Genomic DNA, 15,224 nt, shown 5'->3' on the forward strand with positions numbered 1-15,224 from the left:
ACACCACCCCCGCGGCGGGCGGGCCGGCCCCCCCCCCCCCCCCCACTCCTCTGTCGCTGTGGTGCTGTTCAGCCGTTTCGAACTAGAGAGCGCCGAAGCCCACCCGTCGAGTCGTCGGCTCGCCGATCTCCACGTACGCGATCCGTTCGGCCGGTACGAGCACCTTCCGCCCCTTTTCGTCCGTGAGGCTGAGCAGCTTCGCCTTGCCGGCGAGTGCGTCGGCCACGGCGCTCTCGACCTCCTCGGCGGACTGCCCGCTCTCCAGAACGATCTCGCGGGGCGTGTGCTGCACGCCGATCTTGACCTCCACCGCTATGTCCCTCCGAACGGTCAGTGCGTTGCGCGGTCAACCGCGCGGTACCCAGCACACATTAGCCCGGAGAGACGGCGCTCAGGACGACGGCGGGGCACGCCCGCAGCGAACACGGACCGCGCCGGGAGCCTGTCAGGCGCCGGGGTGCTGCTCGCTGCCGTGCAGCGGGAATCCGGCGATGCCGCGCCAGGCGAGCGAGGTGAGAAGTTCCACGGCCTTGTCGCGCGGGATGACCGACTCGCTGGAGAGCCAGTAGCGCGCCACCACCTGGGAGACGCCGCCGAGTCCGACGGCCAGCATCATGGACTCCTCCTTGGAGAGGCCCGTGTCCGACGCGATCACGTCGGAGATCGCCTCCGCGCACTGGAGCGCCACCCGGTCGACGCGCTCGCGCACGGCCGGCTCGTTCGTCAGGTCGGACTCGAAGACCAGCCGGAACGCGCCGCCCTCGTCCTCGACGTAGGCGAAGTACGCGTCCATCGTGGCCGCGACCCGGAGCTTGTTGTCGGTCGTCGACGCCAGGGCCGTACGCACGGCCTGCAGCAGGGCCTCGCAGTGCTGGTCGAGAAGGGCCAGGTAGAGGTCCAGCTTTCCGGGGAAGTGCTGGTAGAGGACGGGCTTGCTGACGCCGGCCCGCTCCGCGATGTCGTCCATCGCCGCGGCGTGGTAACCCTGTGCGACGAAGACTTCCTGAGCCGCACCCAGAAGCTGATTGCGTCGAGCGCGGCGTGGCAGGCGCGTGCCTCGCGGGCGCGCCGCCTCGGTCTGCTCTATGGCTGTCACGCCGCCTCCCAGAATTGTTCCGTGCGCGCTGTGCGCCGCCTTGCCATCGTACTTTTGGGTAACCCGGCTGTGCGTGGTCAGGCCGCAGAATTTCACGGACCGGACAGCCGGGGAGCCTGATATCCGCCCGGCCGCGAGGGCGGCGGCGGAAAAAAGTATCCAATGCCGACAAAAGGCGAACCCGGTCCTGAGCGGCCGCTCAGCGGTAGTCGTCCTCGTCGAGGGAGACGATACGCGCCTGTTCGGCGGCGTCGGTCTCGTCGGCCTCGGCCGTATCGACAGGGGCCGGTGGATCGTCTTCGGACGGCTGCACATCCGTGTGCTGCTCGGCGGCGTCGGCCTCCGGGGTCTCCTCGCCGAGTTCCTCAAGTTCGCCGGAATCCGCCCCCGCGCTCGGGTCTTCCTCGTCGATGTCGTTCGGGAATGTGTCCGGGTCGCTCGGGTCCGCCGACATGGGGCGCCCTTTCTTCTCCGGTCGTCTTCCGTCTTCTTCCGCCGTCCATTCGCGAAATGAGGCGAATGCGTACGCGTACTTACGAGGGTAGGAGGTCCGCACCCTCGACGCTATGCGTCCTGTGACGGTGAACACGCGAAACGGCGCGTGATCGTCTCGTAACATTGCCCGCATGTCTTCGACCGAGCTGCCGGAAACCCTCGCCGCCGCCGTCCCGCGCGTGAGCACCGTCCGGGTCGCCGACGGTGAGCGGCTGCGTTCGGTGGCCCTGCCGGGGCTGACCCTGAACGTGCGCTCACGGCCCCCGACGCGCCCCGGACTGCCGCGCGCGCTGTACGTGCACGGCCTCGGCGGCTCCTCGCAGAACTGGTCCGATCTGATGCCCCTGCTGGCCGACGTGGTCGACGGCGAGGCGGTCGACCTGCCCGGCTTCGGCGACTCCCCGCCGCCGGCCGACCGGAACTACTCGATCACCGCCCACGCGCGGGCCGTGATCCGGCTGCTCGACGCGGGCGGGCACGGCGCGGTGCATCTCTTCGGCAACTCCCTGGGGGGCGCCGTCGCGACCCGGGTCGCCGCCGCCCGTCCCGACCTGGTGCGCACCCTCACCCTCGTCTCGCCCGCGCTGCCCGAGATCCGCGTGCAGCACCAAGCCCTGCCGACCGCCCTGCTGGCCGTGCCCGGCGTCGCCGCGCTGTTCGGGCGGATGACCCGCGAGTGGACGGCCGAGCAGCGCACGCGCGGCGTGATGGCCCTCTGTTACGGAGATCCCGGCCGGGTCTCCGAGGAGGGTCTGCGGCACGCGGTGGAGGAGATGGAGCGGCGGCAGCGTCTTCCGTACTTCTGGGAGGCGATGACCCGCTCCGCGCGCGGCATCGTCGACGCGTACACCCTCGGCGGCCAGCAAGGGCTGTGGCGCCAGGCCGAGCGGGTCCTCGCGCCGACACTGCTGGTGTACGGAGGGCGGGATCAGCTCGTTTCGTACCGAATGGCCCGAAAGGCGTCCGCCGCTTTCCGGGATTCCCGACTCCTGACGCTTCCTGACGCCGGGCATGTTGCCATGATGGAGTACCCCAAGGTGGTGGCGGAGGCCGCGCGGAGTCTCATCCAGGAGCCCGACAGGGCGACGGGTGAGACGAACGGGCGCGCCGGCCGTAATGACGGTGGAGACGCCGACACCTTCGGCAGCAGTGGCGATGACGGTGACAACGACAGTGGCGGGAGCTGATCCGGGGCGTGGGACGACACAGCCGTAAAGGCCCCGCACCCCAGGGATCCGACAGCAAGAAGCGCGCGCCCGCCGCGAGCGGCCCACCGGCCGGTGAGCGGGAGGCGCGGCCCACCCCGCCTCCCGGCGGCGAGCGGGGACGCGCGGCGCCGCCGTACGGCACCCCCGCGCACGGCGTCCCGCAGGTGCGCGGCGGGCATCCCGAGCACCGTGAGCCGGGCGGCGGCTGGGGCGACCAGCAGCGGTACGGGGACCGGCAGGACGGGTCGCAGGGGCCTCCGCATCCACAGGGGCCCCGCGGACAGACGCGTTCGACGACCGGTCAGCGCCGGGTGCCGGGACCGCGCCGCGAGTTCATCGACGCATTCGACGCGCCGCCCCCTCCGTACGGATCCGGCGTCGGCACCGGCTTCGGTACCGACGCCGACTCCGCGCAGTGGCGCCCCGATCCGTACGCCCCCGTGACCGACTGGGACGACGAGGGCAGCCGCCCCCGTACGGCCTTCGCCGCCGACTCCGGCCGTGGCTCGGACCGGGACGACCCCGACGCAGCCCCGGACGGCGAGGGCGGGCGGGAGCGGCCCGCCAAGGGCGGTCTGGGGCGCACCTTCACCGGGATCGCCGCGGCGGCCGTGACCACGGTGCTCGCCGTCGTGGTGGCCGGTCAGGTCACCGACGGCCGTGACTCCCGGGCCGACGCGCTGCCCTCCGGCGGGCTCGCCCGCGACGGCGAGGACGCCGCCTCGCGCTCGGAAGGCAGGCCGACGCCGAAGAAGCCCGCGGTCCAGGCCCCGGCGCTGCCTCCCACCTACGGTCAGTTGATGGCCAAGCAGTTCCCGCTGGCCGCCGATCTGAAGGGCTCGGGGGAGTTCGAGGCGGTCCCCGGGGTGGCCAAGGCGCCCGGCAGGGGCAAGAAGGTCCTCTACCGGATCGACATCGAGAAGGGCCTCGGCCTCGACCAGAAGCTGTTCGCCGACGCCGTACAGAAAACCCTGAACGACGACCGGAGTTGGGCCCACAACGGGGCCATGACCTTCGAGCGGATCGCCGGCGGCTCGCCCGAGTTCGTGATCACACTGGCGAGCCCCGGGACGACGGCCGAGTGGTGCGCGAAGTCCGGGCTGGACACCACCGTCGACAACGTGTCCTGCGACTCCGCCGCGACCGATCGCGTCATGATCAACGCGTACCGCTGGGCGCGGGGGGCCAAGACCTACGGCTCCAAGGCGATGCTCACCTACCGGCAGATGCTGATCAACCACGAGATCGGGCACCGGCTCGGCTACGGGCACGTGAGCTGCCAGACCCCGGGCTCGCTCGCCCCCGTGATGCAGCAGCAGACCAAGACGCTCGATCTCGACGGCGTGAAGTGCAAGCCCAACCCCTGGGCCTTCCCCGGCAGTTGAGGCATCGGCCCCAGCTTGACGCAGCGTGACAGGATAGGTCCTTACCGCGACGGAACGCTACCGCGGTGGGAAAGTTACGTGCATTCACCCCTTCTGGTGGTGCGACGGACAACCGTCCGCCGTTCCACCGTCATGTCCGCTTACGGTCGTCCCGCTGCGAGTCGCCGATCCAACGGCGGCTTCCCACAAGGGAGATCAGGGGTGTGCTCGTGCGGATCGGACTACTCACGGACGGTGGCTACCCGTATGCGACGGGTGAGTCCAGGCTGTGGTGCGACCGGCTCGTACGCGGGCTCGCACAGCACGAGTTCGACATCTACGCGCTCAGCCGCAGCGCCCACCAGGAGGGCAACGGCTGGATCCAGCTGCCGCCCTCCGTGCAGCGGGTGCGCACCGCGTCCCTCTGGTCGGCGGAGGGCGACGGGAGGGCGTACGGACGGCGCGAACGACGGCGCTTCGTGGGGCACTTCGGAGATCTGATCGCCGCCGTCTGCGCCCCGGACGAGGGTGCCGCGGGGAGGGCGGGCGGCGACGGCGCACGCGACGTGAGCGGCGTGAGTGCCTTCGCCGAAGGGCTGTACGGGCTCGCCGAACTGGCGCGCGACCACGGCGGTCTGTCCACGGCCCTCCGGTCGGAGACCGCCGTACGGATCCTCGAATCCGCCTGCCACGTCCCCGGCGCACGCCGGAGCGTGCGCGGTGCCACCGTCCCCGACTACCTGGTCTTCGCCGACCAGTTGGAGCGCGCGCTGCGCCCGCTCTCCCTCGACTGGTACGACGACGACGGCCTCGGCGCCGTCGATCTGTGCCACGCGACGACCGGCGGATCCGCCGCACTGCCCGGACTTCTGGCCAAACGCTTCTTCGGCGCACCGCTGCTGGTCACCGAGTACGGCGTCCAGCTCCGCGCCCACTACCTGGCCGCCGGACCCGGCGGTGACACGCCCCTGCGTGCGCCGGTGCGCGCCCTGCTCGCGGCCTTCCAGGGCCGGCTCGCCGCCGAGGTCTACCGGCAGGCCACCGTCATCACCCCCGGCAACACCCACGCCAGACGCTGGCAGGAGCGCTGCGGCGCGGACCGCGCGAAACTGCGCACCGTCTACCCGGGAATGGAGACGGAGCGCTTCTCGGCGCTGGGCGAGCGCAACGAGGGCCGTATCGGGGCTCGTAGCGGGGGCCGTAACGGGAGTGACGGCGGCGACGGTGGCGATCCCAACACCCTTGTATGGGTCGGCCGGATCGAGCCCGCCAAGGACCTCATCTCCCTGCTGCACGCCTTCGCCGACATCCGTAAGGAGGAGCCCGCGGCGCGGCTGCGGATCATCGGCGCCGCGGCGCAGGGTGCGGAGGCGACCGCGTATCTCGCCCACTGCCGGGCGCTGGCCGCGCAGTTGTTCCCCGACGAGGCGGCCGACGCGCACGCCGTGGGCGACAACTGCGTCTCCTTCGAGGAGGTCGGCGGGCCCGGGGCACCGGAGCTGGTGGACGCGTACGCGGCGGGCGGGGTGATCGTCCTGTCCAGCATCGTCGAGGGCTTCCCGGTCAGTCTGGTCGAGGCGATGTTCTGCGGCCGCGCGACGGTCTCCACCGACGTCGGCGCGGTCGTCGAGGTCATCGGTGGTACGGGGCTCGTGGTGCCCCCGCGCAATCCGCGGGCGCTCGCCGACGCCTGTGTCGCGCTGTTGCGCGACCCGGAGCGGCGCGAACGGCTGGGCGCCGCCGCGCGGGCCCGCGCCCTCGAACTCTTCACCGTCGAGCAGAACCTGGCGGCGTTCCGCGGCATCTACCTGGAGCTGATCTCGCACGCCCCCGTCCGGCGCCCCGCCGAGACCGTGGACGCGCACGGCGGGCCGCTGCCCTTCGCCAACCCGGCGGAGGCGTACGTACCGGGTCACTGGACCGCCGGACAGGCGAGGACCGTACCGATGCCGGCGCCGGTACCGATGGTGCCTCCCGTGTCGATGCCCCTTCCCGTACCCGTACCCGTGGCCATGTCCTTACCGGCGGTGCCACAGCCGCCGCGTCCTACGGAGGCGGTCGGCGTGGGCGCCGGACAGACCCTGGGGGAGAAAGATGTCTGACACGGGCACCACCCCCATGGGGACGACGAGACTCGCGCGGCGCACGGGCCCGGCCGACCCCGTCAAGACGCTGATGCACAGCCACCGCGAACTGTGCGAACGCGCCGTCGACCCGCTGGAGATCGCCGCCGGTTTGGAGGCGCACGGCGTCACCGACCGCGCCGCCGCGCGCTTCCGGCACCGGGACGTCTTCTCGCTCGCGGAGGAGCTGTACGCGCGCGTGCCGCGCGCCGCCGAGGGCGGCACGGACGCCACCGGCACGACCACGCCGCATCCCGCGCGTGCCACCGATCCACGCGCCGGATGGGCGCTCCGCACCCTGCTCCCGGGCGCCGTGTGCGCCGTCGCCCTCGTCGCTCTGCGGTACGCCGGCGGAATCGACGCCGCCGGCGGGATGATCCTGCTCGCGATAGGCGCGGCGGGGACCGTCGCGCTCACCGTCGCCCTCCGGCGCGGCCCGCTGCGCGTCGAGGGCCACACGGCGCGCGTCTCACGACTGTGGGTCTGCTGGCTGCTGGCGTACGTGCTGTACGGCGACGGGCTGCTGCACGCGGGGACCGGCGGCGGGCCCCACGGGGCGGCGCCCCCGGCCGAGGCCGCGGCGGCGCTCGTGGCCCTGGCGTTCGCCGTGGCTCCCGCCGCCTGGTGCGCCCATCTGCTGTCCGTCCAGGCACGGCGCGGGCTCACCGGCAGCCGTGGACTGGCCGAGTTCGCCTCCCGGACCCGGCCGGTGCTCCTCGGTCTGTTCGCGCTGTACGCCGTCGCGCTGACGGCCCTGGCCGTAAGCGCCGAACTCCTCCTCGGCGGCGGACCCGGCACGGGCGCCGGTCACCCCGTCGCGACCGTGGCCCTCGGCTGTCTGCTGTTCCTCGCCCGGCTGCTCACCGTCCACGGCTTCCCGAAGGCGGCGGCGACCGGCCTCGTCACCGCCTGCGCCGTCGAGGCGTCGGCCCTTCTCCTCGCCACGGCGGGCCGCGTCCCCGGCTTCGAGACCGTCTCCGCCCCCGTCCGGGCCCTGGCCGACGCGGGGGGAGCCGGAGCCGTACCGGCCCTCGCCTGCGGCGCCGCCGCGCTCGGGCTCCTGATCCACGCCGCCGTCTCCCTGTCCCGGGCCTCGGCCCACACCTGACCGGTGGACCGGCGACCTCCGGCGCACGCCCCCGTCCGGGCCGCACGTCCGGACCCCCAGACCTCCCGCGGAGCCGACGCCGCGGGCGTAACCCGAAGCACACGGCAACATCCTCTAAGGAGACGACAGAACATGACCCCTCAACCCCCAGCACCGGCGCGTCGGAACCAAGGGGCAGCGCGATGAGGGTCCTGCTGCTCGGTGCCAACGGTTTCCTCGGGCGCTTCGTCGCCGACCGGCTGCTCGCCGACCCGGCCGTGCATCTGACCGCTCTCGGCCGCGGCGACGACGCCGACGTACGGTTCGACCTCGCCGGCGGCAGTCCCGGAGCGCTCACCCGCTTCCTGGACGCCGTCCACCCCGGAGTCGTCATCAACTGCGCCGGCGCCACCCGGGGCGGCGCCCGCGACCTGACCCGGCACAACACCGTCGCCGTCGCGACCGTCTGCGAGGCGCTGCGCCGCAGCGGCTGCGGCGCCCGCCTCGTCCAGCTCGGGTGCTCGTCCGAGTACGGGCCCTCCCAGCCGGGCTCGTCCACCGCCGAGGACGCGGTGCCCCGGCCCGGCGGGCCGTACGGCGTGAGCAAGCTGGCCGCCAGCGAACTGGTGCTCGGCGCGGGACTCGACGCCGTCGTGCTGCGGGTCTTCTCGCCCGTCGGACCCGGCACGCCCGCGGGCTCCCCGCTCGGCCGGCTCGCCGAGGCGATGCGCCGCGCCATGCAGTCCGGCGACGGTGAGCTGAAGCTCAGCGGCCTCGGCGTACAGCGCGACTTCGTTGACGTACGCGACGTGGCCCGCGCCGTGCACGCCGCCTCGCTCTCCGCCGCGCAGGGCGTCGTCAACATCGGTACGGGGCGCGCGGTCCGGCTCAGGGACGCCGCCGCCGTCCTCGCGCGGGTCGCCGGATACGGCGGCGCCCTGCACGAGCTGGACGCTCCCACCGGCCCGCAGCGCCCCGTGCACGGGCACAGCCACGCCACCCTCGGCCCGCAGCGCGGCGAGCACCCGTCGGAGCAACTGGGCAGCGGCCCGTTCCCGTATCCCGACGGCTGCGGCGGCTGGCAGCAGGCCGACGTCCGCACCGCGCGCGACCGGCTCGGCTGGCGGCCCCGGATCAACCTGGAGGAGTCGCTCGCCGACATCTGGATGGAGGCGGCATGTCGCATCTGACGAGGACCGGAGACAGCCTGTCGGCCACCGGCGCCGCCGCGCTCGGCTTCGGCATCCCCGGGTACGCGCATCCGCTGCTCGCCCCGGTCGAGTGGGCCGAACTGACGCGCCCCGGAACGCCGTTGCACTGGGCCGTGCTCAACGTCGCCGACGGGCCGGGCAGCAGGCCCGACCCGCACTGTCTGGAAGCCGCAGGCCGGCTCAGGAACACGGGCGTACGGGTGCTCGGGCATCTCGATCTCGCGTACGGCGCCCGGAGCTTCGGCGAGATCATCTCCGAGGCGCACGACTTCCACGACTGGTACCGCGTCGACGGCTTCTACCTGGACCGGTGTCCGGCGGAGGCCTCGTACCTCCCCGACGTCAGGCTCACGGCGGCGACGCTGGACACGATCTCCCACAGCGGGCATCTGGTCCTCGGCCACGGGACGCATCCGTACCCCGGATACGCCGAGATCGCCGACCAGTTGGTCACCTTCCGCGGCCCGTGGACCGACTACCGCTGGTCACAGGTGGCCGGGTGGACGGCGGACCATCCGCCCGAACGCTTCGTGCATCTCGTCCACGGGGTGCCCCGCAGCCATCTGAACGAGGCGATGCGGATCGCGCGCTGGCAGGGCGCGGGCACGATCTTCTTCACCGACCGGAGCGATCACGACGACCGGATCGGACAGAACAGCCCATTCGCGGCGCTGCCCGGCTACTGGGACGAAATCGTCTCGCAGATCGGACCGGGTGTCTCGGAATGAGAAGGCGCGTGGCAGTGTTACCGGAGGAACAAACGTACTGACCAATCGACCAATCCCCTGTTGAGGTCCCTGTGTCGCTGCCACCCCTGGTAGAGCCCGCTGCCGAGCTCACCGTCGACGAGGTCCGCAGGTACTCCCGTCACCTGATCATCCCGGACGTCGGGATGGACGGGCAGAAGCGGCTGAAGAACGCGAAGGTGCTCGTCGTCGGCGCCGGCGGGCTCGGCTCGCCCGCGCTGATGTATCTGGCCGCAGCCGGTGTCGGCACGCTCGGCATCGTGGAGTTCGACGAGGTCGACGAGTCGAACCTCCAGCGGCAGATCATCCACAGCCAGGCGGACATCGGCCGCTCGAAGGCCGCTTCCGCGCGTGATTCCGTCCTCGGCATCAACCCGCTCGTGAAGGTCGTCCTTCACGAGGAGCGGCTCGAGTCCGAGAACGTGATGGAGATCTTCGCCCAGTACGACCTGATCGTGGACGGCACGGACAACTTCGCCACCCGCTATCTGGTCAACGACGCGTGTGTGCTGCTGGGCAAGCCGTACGTATGGGGCTCGATCTACCGCTTCGACGGTCAGGCGAGCGTCTTCTGGTCCGAGCACGGGCCCTGCTACCGCTGCCTCTACCCGGAGCCGCCGCCCCCCGGCATGGTGCCGAGCTGCGCCGAGGGCGGTGTCCTGGGCGTGCTGTGCGCGTCGATCGGGTCCATCCAGGTCAACGAGGCGATCAAGCTCCTCGCGGGCATCGGTGAGCCGCTGCTCGGCCGCCTGATGATCTACGACGCGCTGGAGATGCAGTACCGCCAGGTCAAGGTCCGCAAGGACCCCGACTGCGCGGTCTGCGGCGAGAACCCGACCGTCACCGAACTCATCGACTACGAGGCCTTCTGCGGCGTCGTGTCCGAGGAGGCGCAGGTGGCGGCCGCCGGTTCGACGATCACTCCGAAGCAGCTCAAGGAGTGGCTCGACGACGGCGAGAACATCGAACTCATCGATGTGCGGGAGCCGAACGAGTTCGAGATCGTCTCCATCCCGGGCGCCAAGCTGATCCCGAAGAACGAGTTCCTGATGGGGAACGCGCTCCAGGATCTGCCGCAGGACAAGAAGATCGTCTTGAACTGCAAGACGGGTGTCCGCAGTGCGGAAGTGCTCGCGGTGCTCAAGTCGGCCGGCTTCGCCGACGCCGTGCACGTCGGCGGCGGAGTGGTCGGCTGGGTCAACCAGATCGAGCCGGAGAAGCCGATCTACTGAGCGACCCGCCGAGTGACACACATACGTAGGAGGCCGGTCCACGCACCTCGTGGGCCGGCCTCCTACGTATGTCGGTCAGTGCGTCACTTGCAGACCGTCCCGGCCTTCGGCACCTTGCCGTTCAGCAGATAACCGTCCACGGCGTTCTGCACGCATGTGCTGCCGGCGTTGTACGCGCCGTGCCCCTGGCCCTCGTACGTCAGCTCGACGCCGACGCCCTTGCCGAGCGCCTTCGCCATCGCCTGCGCGCCCTCGAACGGCGTGGCCGGGTCGCCGGTGTTGCCGATGACCAGGATCGGGGCCGCACCCGGCGCGCTGACGTCGGGCTTGTCCCACTCGCCCGGCACGGGCCACTCGGAGCAGCCCAGCAGGCCCCAGCCGAGGAAGTCACCGAAGACCGGCGACACCTTCCGGAACTCGGGGAGCCTCGCCTTGGTCTGCGCGAGCGTGGAGCGCTGCTTGGAGTCCACGCAGTTGACGGCCGCGTTGGCCGCCTGGATGTTGCTGTACTGGCCCTTCTCGTTGCGGCCGTTCATCGCGTCCGACAGGACGAGCAGCAGCGCGCCGCTGCCGCCGTCGGCCTCGTCCAGACCCTGTTCGAGCAGCGGCCAGTACTCCTTCGAATAGAGCGCCTGGGCAATGCCGTTGGTGGCCTGGGTCTCGGTGAGCTTCCGGTCGCCCAGCCCGGCGATCGGCTTCTTGTCGAGCCGGTCGAGCAGACCGACGACGAAGTCCTCGATCTCCTGCGGGGTACTGCCCGGCAGCTTGCACGCGTCGCCGCGGCTCACGCAGTCCTTCGCGAAGTTGGTGAGGGCGAGCTGGAAGCCCTCGGCCTGGCCGAGCGAGCCCTGTTCGGAGCTCTCGCTCGGGTCCACGACGGCGTCGAAGACGGTGCGGCCGACGGACTTCGGATACAGGTGGGCGTAGACGCCGCCCAGCTCGGTGCCGTACGAGATACCGAAGTAGTTGAGCTTGTCGTCGCCGAGGACCTGGCGCATCAGCTCCATGTCACGCGCGGCGTTGACGGTGCCGACGTGCGGGAGCGCCTTGCCGGACTTCTGCTCGCAGCCGCCCGCGTACCACTTCAGGCCGTCGACGTACGACTTCTCCTCGGCGCTGTCGTCCGGGGTCATGTCCTTCGCGTAGTACGCGTCGAGCTGCTTGTCGTCCTTGCACTCGACGGGGTCGCTGCGGCCGACGCCGCGCGGGTCGAAGCTGACCAGGTCGTAGCGGGTGCGCAGCTTCTCGTAGTCCTTGCCGAAGGAGGGCAGTCCGGTCACACCGGAGCCACCGGGCCCGCCGAAGTTGAAGACGAGCGAGCCGATGCGCTTGCCCGGGTCGCTCGTCTTCGCCCGGATGAGGGCCAGCTCGATGGTGTCGCCCTTGGGCTTCGCGTAGTCGAGCGGGGCGGCCATGGAGGCGCACTCCCACTTGGTGCCGCCGGGCAGCGGCGACGGAGCCGTACCGCCGCCCTCGGCCGCCGACGGGGTGGGACACGCCTTCCAGTCCAGCTTCTGGGACGTCAGGTTCTGGGGCGCGGCGGTCGTGTCGGTCTTGTTCTGGCCGTCTTGACCGTCCTGACCGTTCTGGCTGGTCCGCCCGCCCTGGCCGCCGCTGTCCGGGTCGGAGCCGGAGCATCCGGCGGCGGCCAGCAGGGTGGCGACGGTGACGGCGACCAGCGTCGGGCGGCGCCGCCCGGCGGGTGCGGTGGACGCGGAGAAGGAGGGCATCGGCATCTCCCCATGGTGCGTCGTGCCGGGGAGCGGCGCGCGGCCCGGGGTCCAGCCGGGTGGTGACGGGGCTCGGGGAGCCCCGTCAAAGGGCTCCCTTGCGGGTGAGGTGGTTGAAGCAGATCCACCCGGGCAGCACCGGCAGCCACAGGGTCATCATCCGGTACAACAATACCGCCGGGGCCGCCACCTCCTTAGGAACCCCCGTCGCGATCAGACCGATCGTCAGCGCGCCCTCGACGGCGCCCACACCGCCCGGCGTCGGCGCCGCCGACCCCAGCGCGTTGCCCGCGAGGAACACGACGGCGATGCTCGCGTAGCTCAGCTGCTGATGCCCGTCGTCGAAGGCCCGGATCGACGCGTCCAGGCACATCACGAACAGACCGGTCAGCAGCAGCATCCCGCCGATGCCGGTGAGGAGCTTCATGGGCCGCTGGAGCACGTCGAGCATGCGCGGCACCACACCCGCGAACAGTGAACGCAGCCGTGTCACCACGAACTTCCGTAGGAAGGGGATCGCGGTGACGACCAGCACCAGGACGGCGACGGTCAGCAGCCCCGCGATCACCGTCCTCGACGGGGTGAGGGAGGTCGTCTTCTCCGTACCGGTGAGATAGCCGAAGGCGAGCAGCAGCAGGATGTGCGCGCCGAGCCCGAACAGCTGCGAGGCGCCGACGCTGGCCACGGCGAGCCCCGGGCGCACGCCCGCGCGTTGCAGGAAGCGGGTGTTGAGCGCCACCCCGCCGACCGCCGCCGGGGCGACGAGCTTCACGAAGGACCCGGCGACCTGCGCGACGACCGTACGCAGGAAGCCCACCCGCTCCGGGACGAAGCCGAGCAGGCTCATCGCGGCGGCCACGTAGCTGAGCGCCGAGAACAGGACGGCGGCGGCCACCCAGCCCCAGTGCGTGTTGGCGAAGACGTTGCCGAAGTCGATCCCGGCGAGCTGCGTGAGCAGGAAGTACGCGGCGATCGCACCGGCGATGAAGCTGACGAGTGTGCGGGGTCTGATGCGCTCCAGACGGACCGGCTCGACCGGCGCCTGCGGTCTGATCAGCAGCACCTGCCCGCGGATCTGGGAGAGCAGATCCTCCTCGCGCACCTCGTCGAGCGCGTCGTCCATGGCCTTCTTCTCGGCCTGTTTCACCGCGCGCAGGGACTTGCGGGCCGCCTTGCGGTCGGCGTCGGTGGTCGCCGCCGCCACCTCCGCCGTACGGGTGTGCTTGGCCGCCTCGGAGGCCTGGAGCACCGCGTCGCGCTCACGCTGGGCCCGCTCACGGGCGAGCTTGCGCAGTGTCGTGCGCGTGGAACGGCTGAGCGCGATCGGCTGCAGCAGCGGCAGAGAGTCGGCGACGGCGTCGGGGCCGAGGACGTCCACGGCGGTGGCCACCGAACGTTCGGCGCCGATCCGCAGTCCGACCGTGGTGAGGAGCTGCGCGGTGTCCATCCGCAGCACCAGGTCGCTTGCCGCGATCTCACCGCCGCGCAGATCCGTGACGATCACCTTGCCGTCCTGGTCGACCAGCAGCGCGTCGCCGGTGAGCCTGCGGTGGGCGATACGGCGCGACTGGAGCGCCTTGACCTGCCGCCAGGCGCCGCGCACCAGCTCGTCGGTGATCTCGTCGTCGGCCAGTGAGTCCAGGGAGCGGCCGCCCATGTGCTCGTACACCAGGATGACGGCGTCGGGGCCGAGTTCGGAGGTGGCGATCAGCTTGGGGGCGTTGGCGCCGGCGGCGATGGCGGCGTACGCGAGGAGCGCCTCCTGCTCCAGCGCCTGGCGCAGGGAGGGGATCGAGCGGCGGGTGCTGATCGAGCGCAGGGTGAGGCGGCGCCAGACTCGGTAGAAGAAGCCCTGCGCCTGCTGTTCCCGGTCGACGACGGTGACGTCGAGCGGTGGGCCCTCGTCGAGGGTCACCAGATAGCGGCGGCCCCGTTCGCCCTGTTCGGCCGAGTCGCTGGTCTCCTCCGGCTCGGCGCGCATCGCGCTGACGGGACGGAAACCCACATGGCGAAGACCCGCCATCAGGGTCTGGCCGGTGGGCCGTACGTTCGGCGAGCCGACCGTGTAGAGCGTGCCGTACGCGACGGTCCAGCCGATCAGCACGGTGAGGATGATCGAGAACGGCGTGGTGTAGCCGGCGACCAGCATCGCGAACGCGTCGAGCAGCAGCACCACCCACAGCACGACGCGCCAGCGGGGTCTGCGGGCCATGCCCACGGCGGTCATATAGGCGATGACGGGCGCGAGATAGCCGTGGACGGGGTCGGTGAGCCCTTCGCCCGGCTGCGCGCGTGTGAGCGCGTCCTGGATGGATCCGGGCGCCGCGCGGGCGACCCACAGATCGGTGGCGAGCGTGACGCCGTGCGCGAGGACGGCGGCGAGTACGCCGTCCGCGATCCGCAGGCCGTCGCGTTTGATCAGCCGCTCGATCGCGAAGGCGACCGGGACGAGCAGCACGGCGATGCTGGAGATCAGACCGGCGACCTTGACGAGCAGGTCGGGGGCCTGGCCGGTGCCCTTGCTGATGTCCTGTTCGAGACCGGACGTGGTGCCGTGGGCGAAGGCGGAGAGGCCGATGACGACGGCGATGGCGAGGACGCCGATGAGCAGCCGCAGCAGATCGGACGGGCGGTGCACGCGGGCGGCGAGCAGCGGCTCGTCTCCGGAGAGCGGGTCGGCGTGGCTGCCGGGAGGGGCGTCGCGGCGGATCACGTCGTCGGCGTCGGGGGCGGCGCCGTTCTCCTGGCCGGTTTCGGCCGCTGCCTCGGCCTCTTCTTTGGCCCCTTCTTTGGCCTCAGTGGTGCCGTCGGTGCCGGTCTCCGCACCGGCGTCGGGGCCTGATTCCGGGCGCGGCTCGGCGTCAGGGGTGCCCGCCACCGTCGGAGGCTGCACGCCCTGCTCCTTCGTCGAATCCGTGTCTTCTTGATCTCG

Annotated in this window: 12 protein-coding genes; 7 read left to right on the forward strand and 5 right to left on the reverse strand. The window is 71.6% G+C overall.

All coding sequences use genetic code 11. From position 1 onward, the window contains the following. Nucleotides 1-82: 82 nt before the first annotated feature. The 3 genes from ACFT9I_RS35890 to ACFT9I_RS35900 all read right to left on the reverse strand — a co-directional run bounded on the left by ACFT9I_RS35890 (nucleotide 83) and on the right by ACFT9I_RS35900 (nucleotide 1,550). The gene (locus ACFT9I_RS35890; RefSeq protein ID WP_023538836.1) at nucleotides 83-310 is read right to left on the reverse strand and encodes a DUF3107 domain-containing protein; all 228 of its coding nucleotides are present in this window, start codon (nucleotides 308-310) and stop codon (nucleotides 83-85) included. A gap of 135 nt (nucleotides 311-445) precedes the next feature. After that, the gene (locus ACFT9I_RS35895) at nucleotides 446-1,096 is read right to left on the reverse strand and encodes a TetR/AcrR family transcriptional regulator (RefSeq protein WP_189111548.1); all 651 of its coding nucleotides are present in this window, start codon (nucleotides 1,094-1,096) and stop codon (nucleotides 446-448) included. A gap of 199 nt (nucleotides 1,097-1,295) precedes the next feature. Further along, complete coding sequence (locus ACFT9I_RS35900) at nucleotides 1,296-1,550, reverse strand: hypothetical protein (protein ID WP_382571497.1); 255 nt, start codon at nucleotides 1,548-1,550, stop codon at nucleotides 1,296-1,298. 172 nt (nucleotides 1,551-1,722) lie between these two features. On the opposite strand from ACFT9I_RS35900, the gene ACFT9I_RS35905 reads away from it, so the two are divergent. The 7 genes from ACFT9I_RS35905 to moeZ all read left to right on the forward strand — a co-directional run bounded on the left by ACFT9I_RS35905 (nucleotide 1,723) and on the right by moeZ (nucleotide 10,562). Then, the gene (locus ACFT9I_RS35905) at nucleotides 1,723-2,778 is read left to right on the forward strand and encodes an alpha/beta fold hydrolase (protein WP_382571499.1); all 1,056 of its coding nucleotides are present in this window, start codon (nucleotides 1,723-1,725) and stop codon (nucleotides 2,776-2,778) included. Between the two features lie 8 nt (nucleotides 2,779-2,786). Continuing rightward, nucleotides 2,787-4,184, forward strand: coding sequence for a DUF3152 domain-containing protein (locus ACFT9I_RS35910; RefSeq protein ID WP_382571501.1), 1,398 nt, complete (start codon nucleotides 2,787-2,789; stop codon nucleotides 4,182-4,184). 209 nt (nucleotides 4,185-4,393) lie between these two features. Then, the gene (locus tag ACFT9I_RS35915) at nucleotides 4,394-6,265 is read left to right on the forward strand and encodes a DUF3492 domain-containing protein (RefSeq protein ID WP_382571502.1); all 1,872 of its coding nucleotides are present in this window, start codon (nucleotides 4,394-4,396) and stop codon (nucleotides 6,263-6,265) included. Continuing rightward, nucleotides 6,258-7,394, forward strand: a complete 1,137-nt coding sequence (locus ACFT9I_RS35920) for a hypothetical protein (RefSeq protein ID WP_382571503.1) — start codon at nucleotides 6,258-6,260, stop codon at nucleotides 7,392-7,394. The genes ACFT9I_RS35915 and ACFT9I_RS35920 overlap by 8 nt, the downstream gene beginning before the upstream one ends. A 182-nt stretch (nucleotides 7,395-7,576) precedes the next feature. After that, on the forward strand, nucleotides 7,577-8,563 hold the full coding sequence (locus tag ACFT9I_RS35925; RefSeq protein ID WP_382571505.1) for an NAD-dependent epimerase/dehydratase family protein: 987 nt from the start codon (nucleotides 7,577-7,579) through the stop codon (nucleotides 8,561-8,563). Further along, nucleotides 8,551-9,312 carry a spherulation-specific family 4 protein gene (locus ACFT9I_RS35930; RefSeq protein WP_382571506.1) on the forward strand — a complete coding sequence of 254 codons (762 nt, stop codon included), beginning with the start codon at nucleotides 8,551-8,553 and terminating at the stop codon, nucleotides 9,310-9,312. The genes ACFT9I_RS35925 and ACFT9I_RS35930 overlap by 13 nt, the downstream gene beginning before the upstream one ends. Nucleotides 9,313-9,383: 71 nt before the next feature. Then, nucleotides 9,384-10,562 (forward strand): adenylyltransferase/sulfurtransferase MoeZ, encoded by a 1,179-nt coding sequence (gene moeZ / locus ACFT9I_RS35935; protein WP_023538827.1) that lies wholly within the window; start codon nucleotides 9,384-9,386, stop codon nucleotides 10,560-10,562. Nucleotides 10,563-10,645: 83 nt separating this feature from the next. Here the strand turns inward: moeZ and ACFT9I_RS35940 are convergent, their stop codons facing one another. Next, nucleotides 10,646-12,298: an alpha/beta hydrolase gene (locus tag ACFT9I_RS35940; protein ID WP_382571507.1), complete on the reverse strand. Its 1,653-nt coding sequence runs from the start codon at nucleotides 12,296-12,298 to the stop codon at nucleotides 10,646-10,648. Between the two features lie 79 nt (nucleotides 12,299-12,377). Next, nucleotides 12,378-15,185: a YbhN family protein gene (locus ACFT9I_RS35945; protein ID WP_382571509.1), complete on the reverse strand. Its 2,808-nt coding sequence runs from the start codon at nucleotides 15,183-15,185 to the stop codon at nucleotides 12,378-12,380. Nucleotides 15,186-15,224 lie beyond the last annotated feature (39 nt).

The sequence above is a fragment of the Streptomyces sp. NPDC057137 genome (assembly GCF_042670825.1).
In the GTDB taxonomy this organism is placed as follows: domain Bacteria; phylum Actinomycetota; class Actinomycetes; order Streptomycetales; family Streptomycetaceae; genus Streptomyces.

Coding starts and splice junctions, on each gene's coding strand:
- ACFT9I_RS35925 (WP_382571505.1), top strand. CDS start 7,577: ATGAGGGTCCTGCTGCTCGGTGCCAACGGTTTCCTCGGGCGCTTCGTC.
- ACFT9I_RS35940 (WP_382571507.1), bottom strand. CDS start 12,298: ATGCCGATGCCCTCCTTCTCCGCGTCCACCGCACCCGCCGGGCGGCGC.
- ACFT9I_RS35905 (WP_382571499.1), top strand. CDS start 1,723: ATGTCTTCGACCGAGCTGCCGGAAACCCTCGCCGCCGCCGTCCCGCGC.
- ACFT9I_RS35930 (WP_382571506.1), top strand. CDS start 8,551: ATGTCGCATCTGACGAGGACCGGAGACAGCCTGTCGGCCACCGGCGCC.
- ACFT9I_RS35920 (WP_382571503.1), top strand. CDS start 6,258: ATGTCTGACACGGGCACCACCCCCATGGGGACGACGAGACTCGCGCGG.
- ACFT9I_RS35900 (WP_382571497.1), bottom strand. CDS start 1,550: ATGTCGGCGGACCCGAGCGACCCGGACACATTCCCGAACGACATCGAC.